We start from the raw sequence: 18,380 nt of genomic DNA on the forward strand, positions 1-18,380 counted from the left end.
GAGTACAAGAAGTTCGGTTCCTCTTGATGGCCTGCTATTGAGCATTCGATGACAAAAAAGATACGGATTCTTTTTGCGATTGGAAGCCTGGGAGGAGGGGGAGCCGAACGTGTGCTGCTGGATCAACTGGCCCGATTAGACCGCGACAAGTTTACGCCGCTGTTGTATCTGGTATCGCATTCTGGTTCGCTGCTGGAAGAGCTTCCCAAAGATGTGCCTGTGTTTGCCTTCGCTTCACGGAATGACACACCGCGCTGGAACTGGCCGGGGCGAATTCATCGCCAACTGGTTTCTGATCTGGCGTCTGTCATTCGGGAACAGCAGGTTGATCTGGTCTTCGATCATACCTTTCATATGACATTGATCGCAGGCCCTGCCACCAGAAAAACGAAGACCCCGCGAGTCTCGTTAATCGTTTGTGATCCGGAACAGGATCTCACCAACAGCGAAAGTCGGTTTCTGTTCTTCAAAAAACGTCTGTTGCAACAGGCATATCAGTCGGCGGATAGCGTGATTTCTGTTTCTGAAGGAGTAAGGCAGGCGGCGATTACATATTACGATTTAGATCCCGCGCTCGTGCAGACAATCTATAATCCGATTAACTTGGAACGCATTGATGCGCTCTACGCTCAGGGAGACTTGCGTCTGGACCCCGACAAATTTCATATCGTCAGTTGCGGGCGGCTGCATCCGCAAAAAGGGTTTGGTTTTTTACTGGAAGCGGCTGAAAAACTGATTTATCAGAACGGCTTGACCGATTTACGCTTTCATATTCTGGGAGAAGGTCCGAGTCGGGAAGAGTTACAGCGAGAGATCAAACAGCGTCAGCTTAGCGAATTTGTTGTGCTGGAAGGGTTTCAGGACAACCCGTTTCAATATTATCGCGAGGCACAATTGTTCTGCCTGCCTTCCCTGTATGAAGGATTTGGCCTGGTGCTGGCGGAGGCGATGGCGTGTCGGATTCCCGTACTCGCGACGGATTGCCCCAGTGGCCCTGCTGAAATTCTGGAGCACGGGAAATATGGACGTCTGGTTCCGCCCGCCAATGCAGACGCGCTGGCAGACCAGATTTCTGATGCCGTTTCCAATTATGAAGCCTGGCAGTCGCTTGTGCCTGAAGCGCGGAAGCGTGTGGAAACGATGTTTGATGCGGGGGGCGTGATGGGGAAGCTGGAAGCACTCTTTGAGCGCGTCGCTGCGGAATAAGTCTTTTTACTTCTTCGGCGTCAGGAAGATCCAGTCCATCAGGGACGCGCGGTTTTCGCGCAATAACTCTCGCCGCTGATTCAGATCGTAGTCTGCCAGTTCTTCGATCGGATACGTGCGTGCTTTTTCATTGTCGTCCGTACTTTGAATCATCGTGATTTCATGTGTACTTGCAAACCGCTGTTTGATTTTTTCGGAGATCGTCATGTCGATGAAATCATGTAATTCAATCAGCAGGTCGCATTGATTCAGGTGAGGAACAACCTCTGCGGTAAAGAGTTCTACTTCGTAGCCTTCACAGTCGCAGACAATGAGCCCCCTGCCCTTGATCGGGATGGAGATCAGCGTTTCCGGATCGCAGGAGTCGTGAATCTGAATGCTCTGCTCGCACTGATTGAGTTGTGCGAGCTGGTAACAATATTCTCGTTTTGATGGAATCAGATCGTAGGCGTAGACTTTGGCTTCCGGGAATTTCAATGCACAGCCGACAGTATAAAAGCCTTCCGCACAGCCGACGTTGATGATCTCTGAATAATCCCGGTCGTTCAACGTGTTGATGATCGGATGTAGTTCGCGTTCGTACGAGCCGATCAATTTAGGAAACAGATTGCCGCACATCGGATTGATTTCGGCATACGTGACCTGCTTAATGGTTCCGCGGCGAATTGCATCGGCCGGGTATTTTAAGCCTTGAAACGGACCGTGTTTGACGGTCAGGTCCGGGCAGAAGCGTTCGATGGCTGACACTTCCAGCGGAATGCCCTGCAACCGTTGTTTCTGAACGCGGTGTTCCCACTCCATAAAACGTGCCAGATGCAGAAACGTGACGTCCAGAATATTCCAGATGAAATCGACTTGAATGATTCGGGAGACTGCTTTTTTTAAGTTCGATTTGAAGCTCATGGTTTTGATTTCTAAAGGAACTTGATTAGCAGTGTTTGTGATCTGGATATGTTGTGCGCTTGTAAATTGTCAAGCCGTTCGAACGCGAGAACAGCAGCACTCGTTCACGCTTTATTTGAGTTAAGCGATTCTCACGCTGGATCGAGGAGCGATGCTTGATTCTCAGCCCATAACTGGTTACCTTGGTTCTTCCTGTATCTCAGACTTAATCTTTATTTAACATATCCAATAACTATTGGTATAGCAAGAGTTTGTAATGACAGACGAAGCAGCAAATTCTCGAATTGAACAAGACCGTCAACTCATCCTGGATGCCAAACAGCGTGGTACGGGGGCAAAGATTGCCGCGTACACGAAGCTCTCCGGGCCCGGATGGTTGCAGAGTGCGATTACGCTTGGCGGGGGTTCCCTGGCCGGCGGTCTTTATCTGGGGATTCTCTCGGGTTATCACCTGATGTGGTTGCAGCCCATTGCGATGATCATGGGCGTGATCATGCTGAGTGCCATTGGTTATGTAGCTTTATCAACGAAGGAACGCCCCTTCGCTTCAATCAATACTCACATCAACCCGGTCCTGGGTTGGGGTTGGGCGATTGCGACTCTGATGGCGAATCTGGTCTGGATTATGCCTCAGTATGCGTTAGGGACAGCAGCCCTGCAGCAGAATCTGGCGCCCGAATTATTTGGTGACGCAAAGAATGGTCTCATCTCAGCGGTAGCAGTCCTGTTTGTGATCTCGGCAATTGTCATCTGGTTTTACGATTCCGGTGGGTGGGGCATCAAGCTGTTTGAGGCGATCTTGAAAATCCTGGTGGGGATCGTCGTGCTCTGTTTCTTCGGCGTGGTTCTCAAAATGAGTTTCTCCACGAATGATCTGGACTGGGGAAAAATTCTCGCCGGCTACATTCCGAACTTCAGTCTGTTTGCCAATCCTTCACCTGAGTTCTCCGATGTGCTGGCACAGGCCGGCGGTTACGCCGAGTATTGGAAGAACCTGATTGTCGGAAAACAACAGCAGGTGATGATTACCGCTGCTGCGACCGCAGTGGGAATCAATATGACCTTCCTCTTGCCCTATTCCATGCGGGCCAAAGGCTGGGACAAAGATTTCCGCGGACTGGCGATGTTCGACCTGGCGACCGGGCTGTTCATTCCCTTCCTGCTGGCAACCAGTTGTGTTGTGATCGCAGCAGCCTCGCAGTTCCACGCGAAACCGGCCGTCGGACTGGTGGGTGAAACCAATGCGCAAGGCCAGATTGTGAATGCCGAAGGCGAGGTCGTTGAGGCCGACCCTGGTTTGCTCGGACAATTCAACAAATTACTCGACAGCCGCATTAAGTCGGAAGTCTCTCCTGAAGAATGGAGCGAATTAGCGCAGTCTGACAATGCGGCAGCCCTGCAGGCAAAACGGAACGAACTGCCTCTGCCCGAACGAACGCTGGCAGCGATGCTGGTCAACCGGGATGCATTTCAACTGGCAGCGGCACTGAAGCCACTGGCGGGTGCCACGGTTTCACAGGTTGTCTTCGGTCTTGGCGTGGTCGCGATGGCCATTTCGACGATCATCATTCTGATGTTGATCAACGGCTTTGTATTCTGCGAAATGCTGGGGGTTGAACCGCGGGGAAAATTCCACCGTATTGGCTGTTTTATGCCGGCGCTTACTGGAGTTGCAGGGCCCTTTATCTGGGGTGACTCGGATGCCAAGGCTTGGTTAGCCGTGCCGACATCCATGTTCGGGATGGTGCTGTTGCCGATCGCTTATGCGACCTTCTTCTTCATGATGAACTCACCGAAAATTCTGGGAGATCGGATTCCCAAAGGCGGAAAACGTATCGCCTGGAACCTGGCGATGGGGATTTCGACACTGTTGGCGACATTCGGTTGTGTCTGGAGTATCAAGTCCAGCCCGTTTGCGATGTATGGATTCATCGCACTGGGCACGTTTATTGGACTGGCGCTTATCGTGCATTTCATGCGGATGGCCGGTGGGAATCACTCCTCTGACACGCAGGCAGACTGATTCGAAATCTCGATACCGCAGGTAAATGCGATTATTGCAGTTGCACGCGATTATCGGCTTCGGATTCGATTTTCTTGCTGAAGAAAATTTTCGAAGGACGAATTCGAAGGCGTTGTGCCCAGTAGCGTACCAGGACAGACAGGGTTCCCAGACCGTATTTGACACAGCGTCGGAAATTGATACTCGATGCTTCCGGGAAATAACGGACCGGCACGGGAATATCGCCGACACGGAAATCGAAGTAAACCGATTGTGCCAGGAACTGGCTGTCGAACACAAAGTCGTCTGAATTCTGTTCAAACGGGATGGTTTCCAGAACTTCTCTGCGATAAGCGCGAAATCCGCTGTGGAAATCTCCCAGATTCTGGCCAAGCGCGACGTTCTCTGTGATCGTCAACAAGCGATTGGCGATGTATTTCCAGGCCGGCATGCCTCCAGCCAGTGCTTCCTGGCGGGTTCGAATGCGCGATCCCATCACCACATCGCAGATGCCCAGCTTGAGTAACTGAACCGCGATACCCACGACACGACTGTCGTATTGATAGTCGGGATGCAGCATCACAACATACTCTGCTCCGTGATTCAGTGCATATTCATAGCAGGTTTTCTGGTTACCGCCATAGCCTCGGTTCTGCTTATGCTGAATGACGGTGAGCCCTTCCCGCAAAGCCAGGTCAACGGTGCCATCGGTGCTGCCGTCATCCACCAGAATAATTTCATCCACCACATCACTCGGCAGGTCGGACAAAGTTTTCAAAAGAGTCGGTGCTGCATTATAGGCAGGCATTACCACGATGGTCTTTCCCACTGGCGCACTGGCACGTTCGATTTCCTCAAGCAATGGCTCCAGGTTTCGAACTTGTGACATGGCCTCCGCACTATCAGGGGCCACGACAGGTTCAGCTAATTGGTAATTCGAGCTTGGTGATATGGATTCCAGCACGGCAGTCTCCGGGAAATAATTCAAGTTGTTGATTCTTTGAGTTGTCGATCGGTAATCGATATCGAAAAGACTAGCTTACAGAACGAAACAGAGAATCAATTGATTCCACAAGGAGAATGGGGAAGCCTGATCTCATTTCACACTGATTCCGATTGGAACGATTGTGTCGACTATCGTGTCTGGTTCTGTGATAGATGTTTCAATTAATCATCAATCGTTCCAAAGAATCAGCGGAAATCCATCTACGACCTATGTTAAGAATACGCAGGGCTCTTTTTGTTTCGCCCTGAGAGAAAATGGAACAGAATTATGACGAATCAAAACCAGCAAACATTGCCCTGGCAATTATTTCAGGCGATCAGGAACCAGAAAGTTCCCATTATTTCATTGGGGCTGACGGTGTTGATCAGTTTTGGAATTGCGATCAGCTTTGATTTCGTCAATTGGGATGATCCCTGGTATGTGATTCACAATCCCCTGGTGAAGAGTTGGGATCCGGATAATCTGCAGAAAATTGCAACTCAGGTGGTCACCCGGAATTACGCACCGCTGACGGTGTTCTCATTTCTGGTCGATCATAGTTTGTACGGGATGTGGGCCGGCGGCTACCATCTGACGAATATTCTTCTGCATCTGGTGAATTCGATCCTGGTCTTCCTGCTCGTCACCCGGTTGACTCAAAATCGTCTGATTGGTTGGGCCACGGCAGCAGTATTTGCGATTCACCCGGTCCAGGTCGAAACTGTAGTCTGGATTTCCTCGCGTAAAGGCCTGTTGTCCGGTGCATTTATTCTGGCATCACTCTGGTATTGGCTACGGAAAGATCGCACTTTAGAGCAGAATACCTGTGGGTTTCTCTGCTTTGTTTTTGCACTACTTTCCAAAGCACTTGCGGTGATCGTGCCTGCGATTGTCTTCTGCTTTGATTACTGGGTGGCAAAAGTGCCGTTCCGGGAAGCAGTGAAACGGCAGATCTTTCCCGGTTGCTGTGCCCTGCTATTGCTGGTGATCACCATGCTGGCACAAACCAGCGAACTGGGAGGCGTACGCGATCACTTCGGGATGAGCAAGCTGGAAATCCTCTCGGTTGATACCGTGATCATGTCGAAATACATCCAGATGCTGCTCTGGCCTGAAGCGCGATCTGTTCTCTACGATCCGCCTACTTCAGGAATCAGTCTGAATATCATAATTTCGTTTGGTGTCTGGCTGATAGCAGCTGTACTGTTCGTGCGGATGGGCAAGCGGCAGCCTTTGATTCTGTTTGCGGGTGCCACGTTTGTGCTGTTATTGATCCCGGTACTCAACTTATTTCCGATCACTACATTGATGAATGATCGCTATCTCTATCTACCCTGCATTCCGTTTTTTGCGCTTCTGTTTAGTGCGTGTTTGCAGCTTTTGGAATTACTGCGGGTACGAATCCTGAAACCTCTGCTGAGTCCCAAACCCATTTCGGGATACCTCGTTCCAGGTATTTTCGGTGTGCTGGTTCTGTTTTTATTAACCAGGTACAGTCTGCTGACAGAGCGTTACCTGACGATCTGGAAGGACGGCCTTTCGTTATGGCGCTACACGTCGCAGCAGGTGCCTCAGCTGCCTGTCGTACAGATTCAACTGGCAAACAGCTATCACAGCCAGGGCGAATCGGAGCGCGCAATTGCGATCATCAAGCGGGCGCTGCGGGATACGAATCCTGATGAACTGGATCGTCAGCGAATGGAACAGAAGATTCAGGAATGGGAACGCCTGAAATAAACGGGACGCTTTGATCCCCCGTTATTCCGCTCTGACTGCGCAGAATTTCTCTTGCAAAAGACGTTGTTTGAGTGCTCAGAATACACAAGCCTGTGCATCGTCTGCTGTTTTTGGATGGGACGTCGTGAAAAAAAGGGGATGTTGTTTTTTTGCATCATGCTTTCAGTTCTCGGATTTCATAGAGTTTGCGGGCACTTGAGTGTTTCTTTTTCAGAACGCGTCATTTTTATCAAAAAATCTTTTGTATCTCTCCTTGACTGTCTCAACCCGTGACCTACTTTTATGTGTCAGCACATGACATTGAGAAACATCAAATGAGTGTGTGCTAGCAATTTAAAAACATTATTTCGGAACACGGTTCCGTTTTTATGAAACGTTAAGATCTCCAATACCTTTTCTGCAGTTCTGATGGGAGTGCAGGAATTTTGCTCTACTAAAGAGGGGGCATATTGGTCGCTTCATTTGAGGATGTAACTCAGAGAAGCAAATGTTTCGGGTGAGTTGTGAGAAGATGCGGGCACGCTGTGTTACCTCTTCCATAGCTTGGTTGTTTTGTGTCGATACATGTGGTTCATGAGTCGACTCCAATTGGAAAGAAAGAGAGCAACAACAATGAAGAATCTGACAAAGAGCATCAAGAATTTCCTGGTTTCAGAAGATGGTCCTACAGCTGTTGAATACGCTGTGATGCTTGCTCTGATCGTGATTGTTTGTCTGACTGCTATTCAGGCTGTCGGTACAAACGCGAATGCGAAATTCGAAGCTGTTCGTGATGCATTGACCTAATAGTGGTTAGTTGCCTCGCAACAAAATTGCGTGTAATTCGCCCAGTCGAACCGTTCGGCTGGGCGTTTTCTCGCGTAATCGATTCGATAACGACGAGTTGCAAAATTTTGATTTCCTGGTATTACCCGAAGCGTGTTTCATATCACTGTTTATTTTAGAGGAGAGAGCAGAATGTTTCCTTTCTGCATTGATGCCCCGGCGAGTGCGATTTTGGAGCTGATCATGCTGATCGTTCCCGTCATTGCCTGGTTTACATCGCTTCTAACATGTAGCCGCTGCTAGTGCTTCGTCCAGCTGGAGATTGAGGGGGGAGTGTTGTTTACGTGCTCCGTTGTCGCACTCTCATGATATCCATTAATCCGAAATTTAAAAATGGATATTCCACTAGTCTGTCTGAGACAGATGACGCCGGAATTATACACAACCCAGAGTGCTTTAACCGGGTTGTCATAAAAACGCATAATTTTGCAAGATATTCCCTGCTCTGCTCTGCTTGTGACCTAAACTGAATAATAAGAATACAAAAGTAAAATGATTCAGCTCTGGTCGTCTTGGTTCTTTCCGCATTCTGAACCAGTCCTGAATTATGACTTCATACAAGAAACATCCCCAAGGAAATGCAACGAAACGCATTTCAACAAGATTGAATAAGAAAGGCCAGATTGATGGATTGGCAACAGATACTTCTCGAGAATTGGCATGTTAAGTTTGTTTCCATCGTCTTGATTTACGCTGCTTACATCGATGGAAAAGAGCTGCGGGTTCCAAATTGGATTACCTACCCGATGGTCCTTTCCGGACTGGTCTATATGACCTGGACCGGCGGGCTGGCAGGCCTGGGTTGGGGATTGCTCGGCATGGTTGTCGGACTGGCAACGTTACTTCCCTTGTACAGCGTGGGTGGTATGGGAGCCGGTGATGTCAAACTGATGGCAGGCATCGGTGCCTGGTTGGGTGTGAAAATTACCTTCTATGCATTTTGTGTCACGACTGTCGTGGGGGCAATTATGGCTGTAGGCATGGTGCTCTACCGTAAGAGCTTTTACAAACACCTGGGGCAGGCCATCATGATTCTGGATGAATGGCGTTCTGTCAAGAATCCACGTGAACTGTCTCGAATCGCAAAAGACCGAAAGCCGACCATGTATCTTCTGCCTTATGGGATTCCCATCTGCATTGGATCCATTGCCTACTTTTTCTATGCCGGCTTACTGTAAGTAAGGCTCGGATCGAATAAGTTTAATGGGAAAATAGAAAAAATACAACAAGTGCGGGTTATCGGTTATGGCGCCCTTCGGGGCGCCGTAACCAGAATTATTATTCCAAACGATAAAATCGTTATAAATTGAAGCAAGTACTCTCGAAGTGCCGATGTTGACTATGATGGCAGAATTTTCTTTCTGTTAACCCTGAGAGATCAGGACAAAATCAGGTCTGGCACTTCAGTAAACAGCAGTTGTCTCTAAGAAGAGGTAAGGCTGTTTTCCGACAGGAGAGTCACTTGATTTGTTTCTCTTTGACGGGTGACAGATATGAAAGCTAAGTCGTTAATGATGTTGGTAGTTGCAGTCGGCTGTGGTCTGGTTGCGATGTTGGGCGTAAGGCAAGTTCTCAGTAAAGATGGAAAAAAGGAACCGGTCAAGACTGCAAATGTTCTGATGACAATTGCAGAGATCGCTCCTGGTACTCCTCTGACTGAGTCCAACGTGAAATTCAAGTCATGGCCAATCGACCAGGTGCCGGAAGGCTCTGTTACCAAACTGGAAGAGTATAAAGATCGCTCTATTAAAACCCGGGCTGTTCCTGGCGAAATCGTGATGAAAGCCAAGCTCAGTGAACAAGGGGTGCGTGGGGCATCTGTGGAGATTCCAGATGGGAAACGGGTCTTTACGACATCAGTGGATATGACCAAAACGCACAGTGGGTTAATCCTTCCGGGGGACTTTGTTGACGTTTATGTGACATTCACGGCACGAAAGCCACAGGGGGGAATGTCAACGATTACCAAAGTCATTCTGGAACGCGTTAAGATTTTTGCGACAGACAATTTAACAGATGTGGGGGGGACAGACAGTAACCAGGTGAAATCCAAGAATATTTCCTTGTTACTTTCTCCCAGAGAAGGAGCGATTCTGAAGCTGGCCGAGAAAAAGGGGGAGGTTCATCTGGCTTTGAGAGCTGCCTCTGATGATTCGGATACGGAAGACGTTCAATTTGACGATGATGAACTGGCGGAAGTATTTTCAATTGAAGGCAGCGAGTATCTGGATGAGGACAAAGACAACTCAGAAGGAGATGTGAAACAAGACAAACCTGAAAGACTGGCTCAAAAAGACAAAGGCGGCTCAGCCAAAAAGTTTCTGGACGAAGAACAGGGGCCGCAGGAAATGACCTCTACAGAAGTGGAGCCAGAGCTGGAAGAAGTCAAGCCGATGTGGCAGGTTGAGGTTTATGCCGGGGAAGAAAAGATCGTCCAGGAAGTCGAACTGATTGAAGAAGAACTGGAAGATCAAAAAGAGGCATTAAAAGATTTGTGGGAAGTGTTTACGAACAAAAAAGAGAAAGAGAAGATTAACTGATTCTGCCCTGCCCTTGTGGCGAATGCAGAATCAGCGGGCGGGCCAGAACAAAATATTCCGACTCGGAATGGGATCATGTAATTAAATAAGTGAATTGGAGCATGGTTTTTCCGAACTTCAATGGCTTAACTGTTAAAAAAGTAAGGGGCAAGGATGCTGGCCTTAGATAATTGCTTAAGAATGAATCGTCTGCCTTTGTTTTTCGCATTGGTCTGCAGTCTCATCAATGCAAAAGGGTATTCGCAGGAAGAGCAGCCTGCTCCCCCCGGAGCAAGCGAGCCGATCGTTCAGGTTACAGCGGACAGGATGAAGCTGGAAATCACGGAAAAGTTTTCCAAGATTCTTAAGTTTCCCGGTAAGATCAAACGCGTGGATGGTTTCGATCCCACCGTGCTGGGGATTACTGCCCTCACTCCCAGAGAGATCCGGGTTCAGGCTCTGGTTCCGGGCGTGACCACGCTGGTGATTACTGATGAAGACAGTAAAGTCTTTTCGGTTGAGACATTTGTAAGTGGTGATGCACGCCACCTGCAGGCGTATCTTCGTGAGCTGTTTCCCAAGTCTTCCGTAACTGCGATTAAGGTACAGGATTCTGTCGTCCTGCGTGGCTGGGTTACAGAGCCCGAAGCCATTACGGAAATGGTTGAAATTGCTGAGCAGTTCTTCCCCAATGGCGTGTTGAATCAGATGAAGCTGGCTGGTGTGCAGCAGGTGCTGCTGAAAGTCAAGATCATGGAAGTTCAGCGATCCAAGATTCGTCAATTAGGCGTCAACTGGTTGTTCCTGAATCAGTCCGGGTATGCTTACAGTACTCCCGGAACTCTGGTTCCGATTACGGGGATTACGGTTCCCTTCGGTGGACCTCCGGCAGTGACTGCTTCGCAGAACCTGATCAGCGGAACTTCACTCGGTTTTGGTCTGGTCGACAGTTCGAGTATCTTTCAGGCATTCATCGAAGCATTAAAACAGGAAGCCTTATTGAAAATTCTGGCTGAGCCGGAACTGGTGACGACCAGCGGTCGCCCTGCTAACCTGTTGTCTGGTGGTGAATTTCCGATTCTGGTTCCCCAAAGTTTAGGTACAGTGACCATCGAATGGCGTGAATTTGGTGTCAGGATGGAAGCGGTTCCGATTGTGCTGGGCAATGGTCGTTTACGACTGGAAGTGCAGCCTGAAGTCAGTGAACGCGATTTTTCCAATGCCGTACAGGTTGCGGGGACAACCGTTCCCGGGTTAACCGTGCGTCGTGCGAATACCGCCGTCGAAATGAACTTTGGTGAAACGATGGTGATTGCCGGTTTGATTTCCAGCCGGAAAACAGCAGAGACTTCGAAAACCCCCTTCCTGGGAGAGCTACCTGTGATTGGAGCTGCTTTCCGTCGTGTGCGATACACGGAAGGTGAAACGGAACTGGTTATTATGGTTACACCCGAATTGGTCTCGCCTTTGAAGTCCGGTCAACTGCCTCCAGGTGGTCCCGGAAAATTTACAGCGACACCAACAGATCGCGAACTCTACTTGGATGGCGTTCTGGAGGTTCCCAGCTACGGCAGCGATTGTCCTGAGTGTCGCTATTCAGTTCCAGGGCCGATTGGACCTGAGGCAATGATGAATATGGAAAATGTGTTACCCCCTGCCTCAGCATCACAAATCCCGCCGGCACCTCCAGCACCAACGATTCATTCTGAAGTGATCAAGAAACCTTCTTTATCACCGGAAAACGTAAGAAATTTACAGGAACAGCAGAAACTGAATAAGGTGCCTGCTCAGACTCCCGTGAATACAAAAGTTCCCGATCTGTCGAGTCCTCCCAAAAAAGAGTGGAAGGCAAAACAGAAACCTGCAAGTCCCAAGCCGAAAAAACAGAAGACCAGTAGCGTGAGTAAACCAATCGGAGATCGCCCGGGTCTAATTGCGCCGGGTGGTTAGAAAAAAATTAAAAGTCGGCATGATCTGATTCGATAATAGTAAAATACAATAGAGACTATTTAAACCTTAAGAATAAGTGATCATCTAATGAGTGGAGTAGTTCGATTATCAATCATCGATCCGAATGAATCGACCCGCAATGAGCTGAAGAACATGCTGATTGGTGTCGATATGGTTTGGCTTGAGGCAGAATGTAGTCGTTACGAATTCTTCACGGAAGTTGTTTCACAGACCCAGCCTGATATCGCCTTGATTTCTCTGGATGCGAATCCGGAGATGGCCTTGAACCTGATTGCGCAAGTGACTCGTGATTTGCCGACCTGCAATGTGATTGTGGTCAGCAGTTCGCAGGAAGGCAGCCTGATCTTAAAGGCGATGCGAAATGGTGCTAAGGAATTTTTAGGTTATCCGCTGGTTCTGGAAGATTTCCTGGCTGCATTAAATCGAATTCAGATGACCTCGGGGAAAGCCGAAGGCGACCCCGGTGCACCTCGCTCCAGTCAGGTGATCACGGTGGCAGGTGTGAGTGGAGGCGTTGGTTGTACTTCACTGGCTATCAATCTGGCCTGTTGTCTGGCAAACAACGAGCGAAACAGCGTAGCCGTCATCGACCTGGATCTCGCATTGGGTGATACGGATGTCTGGCTGGATATTATCCCGGATTATACGATTCAGGATGTCGCCGAAAATATTTCAAGACTGGACTATTCTTTATTGAAGCGATCATTAACCAAACATAGCTGTGGTGCGTTTCTATTGCCCCGCCCCGTTCAAATGGATATGTCGGTGCAGATCACCACCGAAGTGCTCAAGCGAATTATCGCACTCTTACGAGCGACATTCACGCATCTGGTGATAGATGTCAGCAAATCGTATAACAGCCTCGACATGGCGGCGATGGAGCTTTCAGATTCCGTGTTGCTGACAGCACAACTGGACCTGCCCTGCTTGCGAAATGTCGTTCGTCTTTCCCAGTTCTTTGACAATAATGAATACGTATCTGATAAAATCAAAGTGGTGATGAATCGTCTGGGGTTGGAAGATACTCAAATCAGTATCAGTAAAGCATTGGAAACCATTGGTCGCGATATCTTCTGCCAGATACCGAATGACTATGCCACAATGGTCGAATCACGCAATAATGGTGTTCCACTGGTTATGCAGGCGCCAAAAGCGAAACTGACCAGAACAATTATGGAACTGGCGAGCAGTGTTGGCGGCGAACCGGTTTCGGTGAGCGATGATTCCGTCTCACGAAAAAAGAAGAGCCTGTTTGGATTCTTGAATAATTCCAAATAAGAACCTGGGGTGCTCCCCTGACCTTCAGGCATCAAGGTCAAGATGAGTGCCTAGTGTTCCTTCTGCATCGGGGGCTTTGGGGTGTTCTTCTTCAGCTTCCTGTTCGTTCGATTCATCCTGGGCGCCGCGTCCTTCTTCCTCATCGTGTCCCATCGGCATGCGGCCGTCAGCGTCCCTGTCGCCCGCTTTGTCTGCATCGCCAACGTCGTGTAGCTGATGGTCGGTCATCGCTTTCTGGTCGATGGCCATGTTCTGCTGCGCTGCTTCAGCTTTCTGTTTGTCTGCGCTGGCATCGCTTCGTTGAGCACCGGCAAACGAACTGGCGAGATTTACAGAACCGGGATTGATTGAACTCATAATCACAGATCCTTCAGCGGATGTACCTGTTTACTGTTAAAGTCAGGTTGAACGTCTGAAGCGGCAGCTCAATTCATGTAGGAAATGGATATTTTGGGCGAAGCTGAAAAAATGTCAAGAGCGATCTCCCTGCATGTGTAATTACAGGTCTCACGGAGGCTTTTTTCTACTGTTCTGCTTTCCACGAATTCAGCAGTAAATGAGCTTGCCCCTGATGGTGGGGTTCATGCCAGCAGACAATTTGTAACGCCATTTGATTCGTCCAGCCACGTTCCTGGAGCCCTGCGGGAATTTGTTCCATCTCGGCTGCATCGATTTGAGAAATCGCATCCAGCAAATTGGTACGCGACTCCGACAGGACGGATTTAATAGTTTCAACCGTGGGAATCGCCTCGCCTGCGATACTTCCTTTCTGGTAGACTGGGAACCATTCTGTCAGATGGGAAGTGGTTTTTCTAAGGCGGTCTGTGGCGAACAATTCTTCGGTAATCGCGACATGCATGATTTGCCAGGCGATATGCGCCCTTTGAGGGCCGGGGCGATATGCCAAGGCACTTTGTGGGTCATCAAACTGTTGGATTTCATCGAGTAATTTCAATGTCATCGTTCGATTCAATTCCAGCAGCTGGCCGATGGTCGCGGTATCAATGCTCATATTACCTGTTCACCTTAGGTGGCTAAATGATTCTGACAGTTGTGAAAATCTTTGCTTGATTGTATATCTCACGGTCTACATCCGAAAAGTGCTTAGCTATAATATCCGCGAATTGGCCTGAAGATTGTCCTCTATTTCGCTGGACGGGCTCATTTGACAGTTAATCGATCGCATCATCCATCAATTATATAAGGAACTGCCTGACATGGGAGTCTCGGCAGAAATGTATCAACACAGCCTGGATTTTCTCTTTGGCCGTCTCAATTATGAACGCATGGGGAGTACCAAGTATTCTACCAAAGACTTCAAGTTGGGAAGAATGCAGGCGCTGCTGAAAGCCTTGGGGAATCCTCAGTCCAGTGTGCCTACGATTCATATTGCCGGGACGAAAGGCAAAGGCTCTACCTCAGTCATGGTTGCGGAAATGTTGTCTGCCGCGGGATATCGGACGGGGCTGTTTACATCGCCGCATGTCACTAAGTATGAAGAGCGGATTCTGATTGACGGGAAGCAGATCGCACCAGAGCAGCTGGTTGATCAAGTCACTGTGCTCTCGCAGGCGGTGGATCAAATGCAGGTTGATTTTGGTGTAGGCGACATGATCCCCACATTTTTTGAGTTGACCACCGCATTAGCCTGGATGCATTTCAAGCAGAATCAGGTCGATTTTGCAGTGATGGAAGTGGGGCTGGGCGGACGTCTGGACTCGACGAATGTTTGCGAACCACTGGCGACTGTGATTACCAATATCAGCTACGACCATACCGCCCTGCTCGGCAACACGATTGAGAAGATCACACGTGAGAAAGCCGGGATTATCAAATCGGGAATTCCAGTCTTGAGCGGCGTGACTCAGCCAGAAGCGATTGCCGTTCTTGAAGAGGTATGCGAAGAAAGACAGGCACCACTCTATCTGCTCAATCGGGACTTTTTCTATGAACCGTGCGGAGCGACGCGAAAGCAGTCGACATTGGAAGACGCAAGTCATTGTATCGAAAAAACGCCATCTCAAAGTATAACGGTGACGACTCCCTGGTCTGTGATCGAAGAAATGCCAGTCAGTTTACTGGGGGCGCATCAGGCGACGAACGCCGGGTTGGCTGTCGCAACGTTGGACTATGTTCGGCATGAGGGGACCCCGCTCGAGACCGAACGAATGCGAAAAGGGATGGCTGATTTGAAATGGCCGGCACGGATTGAAGTCGTGCAGAAGAATCCAACAGTGATTATTGATACGGCGCACAATGGCGCTTCGATCAATGCATTGATCAAAACGATTGATGACTGCTTCCCGCAGCAGAATCGGTTGCTCATTTTTGCGGCGACGCGAGAAAAAGATGTAAACGAAATGCTGGGGGCTCTGTTGCCTCATTTTCAGACAGTCGTTCTCACTCAGTATCTTTCTAATCCACGCCGTATTCCCGTGGGTGAACTGATTGAGATTACGCAAGCGATTCAACAGGGATCAGGCAGCACAACCGAAGTGATTTCCACTACCAGTCCTGCTGATGCCTGGTTGCGGGCCAGGGAGAGTTCGAACTCAGAGACCTTGATTTGTGTCACTGGTTCCTTTTTTATTGCTGCGGAAATGCGCGAACTCCTGTTAGGCGCCACTGACGAAGCTTTGCTCACCGAGTCCTGCTAAGTCGCGCGTCGACAGCCTGGTAAAACGTGAAACTCTGATTGTGCAATACGTAAAAAAAGGGAAGAGTAACCACAGTTACCCTTCCCTTCTGGTTCTATCAAATCAGTAATTATGGTCCTACGCGAATGGGATTCTTTTTACGTTTGCCCTTCTTGCCTTTTTTCGGGGGCCCCATCATTTCAGCGTCGATCCCATAATATTCAGAAGAGGCAGCGTCACCTTCAGGGCCGAAGCCAAAACCATCGGTGGGGGCACTGGCTCTCGCTTCTGCTGCTTCTTTGACCCAGGCCAGACTCTGGCGTTCACGATCAAACTTGGTCTTAGCTTGTGTGTAAGATTGAGAAGCCGCTGGGGGAAGTGAAGCTTTCAGGTTACCCAGATTGTCTACGATAATGGCTTCCGCATCAATCGGTAAGTGACCCCGCGTATTTGCTGGCAGGTCCAAGTCCGGATGATCTTCCAGTCGGATGGAAGGTGAAGGGATCGCATCGACCAGGTAGTTTTCTGTATCAAACTCGACTGTTGCTTTCTCATCATATTCTTCTTTTGCAACATCATAAAGTTCTGTAGACTGTTCTCCGCCAATTTCATCTCCCACGGCTGTTTTCAGCTCAGAGTGGATTGTGGTCCCTGTTTTCGGGTACCACTGGAAGACTTCAAACTGAGCCGTAGTCCCGTTGATGCCACGAGGAGGACGAACATTTTGCAGATAATAGTGGACGTCCTGTTCGGCGGTCACGGCGGCCGTTTCATTGCTCCAGGGAGTGGTTCGTGTTTCTCCTTCGGCGACCGCAGGGAGTACCACTTCTTCGATCGGACGCTGGTAGTTCGGATTTCGCACGACAAGACGGACGCGATACTTGTAGGTCTCACCCGGATTCAAGTCAAAATCAAAATAGCGGAACAACAGGAGTCGGCCGGCAGCTGAGGCGTTATCTTTCAATTTCTGGATGAACTTCTTTTTATCCAGCTCTTCGCCAGGTCTGATCTGCTGCATGGAACTTGCCATGTTATTGTAGACGGAGTCCATTTCTTCTGGTTGTCCGCTGGACATCAGGTCGTTGCGGATTTCACGCATGCCCAACTGCAAAGTAGAAAATCCTTTTTGTTTTTCCTTAAAGACTCTCTCATTAGCATGGGTTTTTTTGTATTGATCCAGAATATGCTGGTTGAATTCGAGTTCCTGCTCAATTTCTTCCTGGCTGAGAGTGAAATTTTCTACGCGTGGGTGCGTGGCGACTTTATACCAGAACCCGGCGATTCGGCTGGGCAGTGGCATTGTGAAAACGCGATCGGTAATTCCGGTGTTGACGACTTCGGGGTCGAAGTCGGCACTTTCTTTTAAGATCTCAATCGAAGTTTCGATATCAACGTCTTCCCACTCGCCGGCCCAGGGATCGTTTCCAGGGATGGCTTTTTTGCGTTGTAATTCAAAATCGAGGAACTCAAGAATTTTGCCTGTCTGAATATTCTGCAGCGAGACGGCATCACCCAGGGAGCGTTCCAGTTTGTCTTGTTGTGTTGCCAGATCGAAGACACCTCGCACGGCGATGAATCGTAAGCCGCGCCCTTCACGGGCTGGTCCCGCCATGCCGCCGCTCATGCCCATTTCCATCATGGCCCCATCTGGACTTGCTCCAAATTCAGCAGGAAGGGGCATACCACCGGGATCATAACCACCCGGACCGGGGGCCATCATTTCTGCTTCCGGCATGGCGCCAAAGGTCATGCCTGCAATTGAACCGCCAGGGCCTCCCATGCCAGCGCCGGCAACGGAGGTTCTTTTTTTGAAGGGGTCATATTCTGGTTCTTCAGGTTTAGCTGGTTCGGTTTCTCCAGTACCAGATCCAGAGCCTTCGGCTCCTTCTTCCATTGCCGCGTTAATTGGCCGGGTCATCATGATAAATCGGTCGTAGTCCGCTTTCAGATTTTCTACAGCTAACCAGTCGACTTCTTTAGCACGTTCTTTCTTTGCATAGATTGGTCCAGAAAGAGGGGTCGAGAACCGATAGTTCGTTACTTCGATTCCTTTGTCAATCAGCTCGGAAACTTTTTCCCGTAGATCATCGTCTTTGAGAAATTCTTTCCGCTGTTCTTCCGGCCATTGACTGTTTTTGACCTGCGTTTGTGCGGTCTCGACCTTTTGAGTTAATTCAAGCGGAGTCCGTTTTTCGGTTGTCCACTTTGACGTAAAGATGGCAAAGACTACAAACAAGGCAACGAATCCCAGGACGATCTTTTCGCCATGGTTCACTGCGAATTCTTTGTAATTCATTCCTTTGAGATTGGACATCAAG

At 49.2% G+C, this 18,380-nt stretch carries 14 protein-coding genes; 9 read left to right on the forward strand and 5 right to left on the reverse strand.

All coding sequences use genetic code 11. The features are described from left to right. Positions 1 to 48 precede the first annotated feature (48 nt). A complete protein-coding gene (locus tag Enr17x_RS13530) occupies positions 49 to 1,206 on the forward strand; it encodes a glycosyltransferase (protein WP_145309533.1) in 1,158 nt (385 codons plus the stop codon). 6 nt (positions 1,207 to 1,212) lie between these two features. On the opposite strand, the gene Enr17x_RS13535 is transcribed toward Enr17x_RS13530, so the two are convergent. Further along, the gene (locus Enr17x_RS13535) at positions 1,213 to 2,109 is read right to left on the reverse strand and encodes a hypothetical protein (protein WP_145309535.1); all 897 of its coding nucleotides are present in this window, start codon (positions 2,107 to 2,109) and stop codon (positions 1,213 to 1,215) included. A gap of 256 nt (positions 2,110 to 2,365) precedes the next feature. Between Enr17x_RS13535 and Enr17x_RS13540 the strand changes: the two genes are divergently transcribed. Then, a complete protein-coding gene (locus Enr17x_RS13540; RefSeq protein ID WP_145309537.1) occupies positions 2,366 to 4,132 on the forward strand; it encodes a divalent metal cation transporter in 1,767 nt (588 codons plus the stop codon). A gap of 31 nt (positions 4,133 to 4,163) precedes the next feature. Here the strand turns inward: Enr17x_RS13540 and Enr17x_RS13545 are convergent, their stop codons facing one another. Beyond that, positions 4,164 to 5,000, reverse strand: a complete 837-nt coding sequence (locus tag Enr17x_RS13545; protein ID WP_232101051.1) for a glycosyltransferase family 2 protein — start codon at positions 4,998 to 5,000, stop codon at positions 4,164 to 4,166. Between the two features lie 384 nt (positions 5,001 to 5,384). On the opposite strand from Enr17x_RS13545, the gene Enr17x_RS13550 reads away from it, so the two are divergent. The 6 genes from Enr17x_RS13550 (at position 5,385) to Enr17x_RS13575 (ending at position 13,426) form a co-directional block, all read left to right on the forward strand. Then, on the forward strand, positions 5,385 to 6,833 hold the full coding sequence (locus tag Enr17x_RS13550) for a tetratricopeptide repeat protein (RefSeq protein ID WP_145309539.1): 1,449 nt from the start codon (positions 5,385 to 5,387) through the stop codon (positions 6,831 to 6,833). Positions 6,834 to 7,445: 612 nt separating this feature from the next. Next, complete coding sequence (locus Enr17x_RS13555) at positions 7,446 to 7,619, forward strand: Flp family type IVb pilin (protein ID WP_002649391.1); 174 nt, start codon at positions 7,446 to 7,448, stop codon at positions 7,617 to 7,619. 665 nt (positions 7,620 to 8,284) lie between these two features. Continuing rightward, positions 8,285 to 8,836 (forward strand): A24 family peptidase, encoded by a 552-nt coding sequence (locus Enr17x_RS13560; protein WP_145309540.1) that lies wholly within the window; start codon positions 8,285 to 8,287, stop codon positions 8,834 to 8,836. Between the two features lie 315 nt (positions 8,837 to 9,151). Further along, positions 9,152 to 10,198 (forward strand): Flp pilus assembly protein CpaB, encoded by a 1,047-nt coding sequence (cpaB, locus tag Enr17x_RS13565; protein WP_145309542.1) that lies wholly within the window; start codon positions 9,152 to 9,154, stop codon positions 10,196 to 10,198. Between the two features lie 153 nt (positions 10,199 to 10,351). Continuing rightward, positions 10,352 to 12,127 (forward strand): type II and III secretion system protein family protein, encoded by a 1,776-nt coding sequence (locus Enr17x_RS13570; protein ID WP_145309544.1) that lies wholly within the window; start codon positions 10,352 to 10,354, stop codon positions 12,125 to 12,127. An 87-nt stretch (positions 12,128 to 12,214) separates the two neighbouring features. Continuing rightward, positions 12,215 to 13,426, forward strand: a complete 1,212-nt coding sequence (locus tag Enr17x_RS13575; protein ID WP_145309546.1) for an AAA family ATPase — start codon at positions 12,215 to 12,217, stop codon at positions 13,424 to 13,426. Positions 13,427 to 13,450: 24 nt separating this feature from the next. On the opposite strand, the gene Enr17x_RS13580 is transcribed toward Enr17x_RS13575, so the two are convergent. Both Enr17x_RS13580 and Enr17x_RS13585 read right to left on the reverse strand, forming a co-directional pair. Next, positions 13,451 to 13,783 (reverse strand): hypothetical protein, encoded by a 333-nt coding sequence (locus Enr17x_RS13580; RefSeq protein WP_145309548.1) that lies wholly within the window; start codon positions 13,781 to 13,783, stop codon positions 13,451 to 13,453. Positions 13,784 to 13,949: 166 nt separating this feature from the next. After that, positions 13,950 to 14,438: a DinB family protein gene (locus tag Enr17x_RS13585; RefSeq protein ID WP_145309550.1), complete on the reverse strand. Its 489-nt coding sequence runs from the start codon at positions 14,436 to 14,438 to the stop codon at positions 13,950 to 13,952. 205 nt (positions 14,439 to 14,643) lie between these two features. Here Enr17x_RS13585 and Enr17x_RS13590 point away from each other — a divergent pair, with 205 nt between their 5' ends. Further along, on the forward strand, positions 14,644 to 16,083 hold the full coding sequence (locus Enr17x_RS13590; RefSeq protein WP_145309553.1) for a bifunctional folylpolyglutamate synthase/dihydrofolate synthase: 1,440 nt from the start codon (positions 14,644 to 14,646) through the stop codon (positions 16,081 to 16,083). Positions 16,084 to 16,192: 109 nt separating this feature from the next. Here the strand turns inward: Enr17x_RS13590 and Enr17x_RS13595 are convergent, their stop codons facing one another. Then, a complete protein-coding gene (locus tag Enr17x_RS13595; protein ID WP_145309555.1) occupies positions 16,193 to 18,376 on the reverse strand; it encodes a hypothetical protein in 2,184 nt (727 codons plus the stop codon). Positions 18,377 to 18,380 lie beyond the last annotated feature (4 nt).

The sequence above is a fragment of the Gimesia fumaroli genome (assembly GCF_007754425.1).
GTDB classification, from domain to species: Bacteria; Planctomycetota; Planctomycetia; order Planctomycetales; family Planctomycetaceae; genus Gimesia; species Gimesia fumaroli.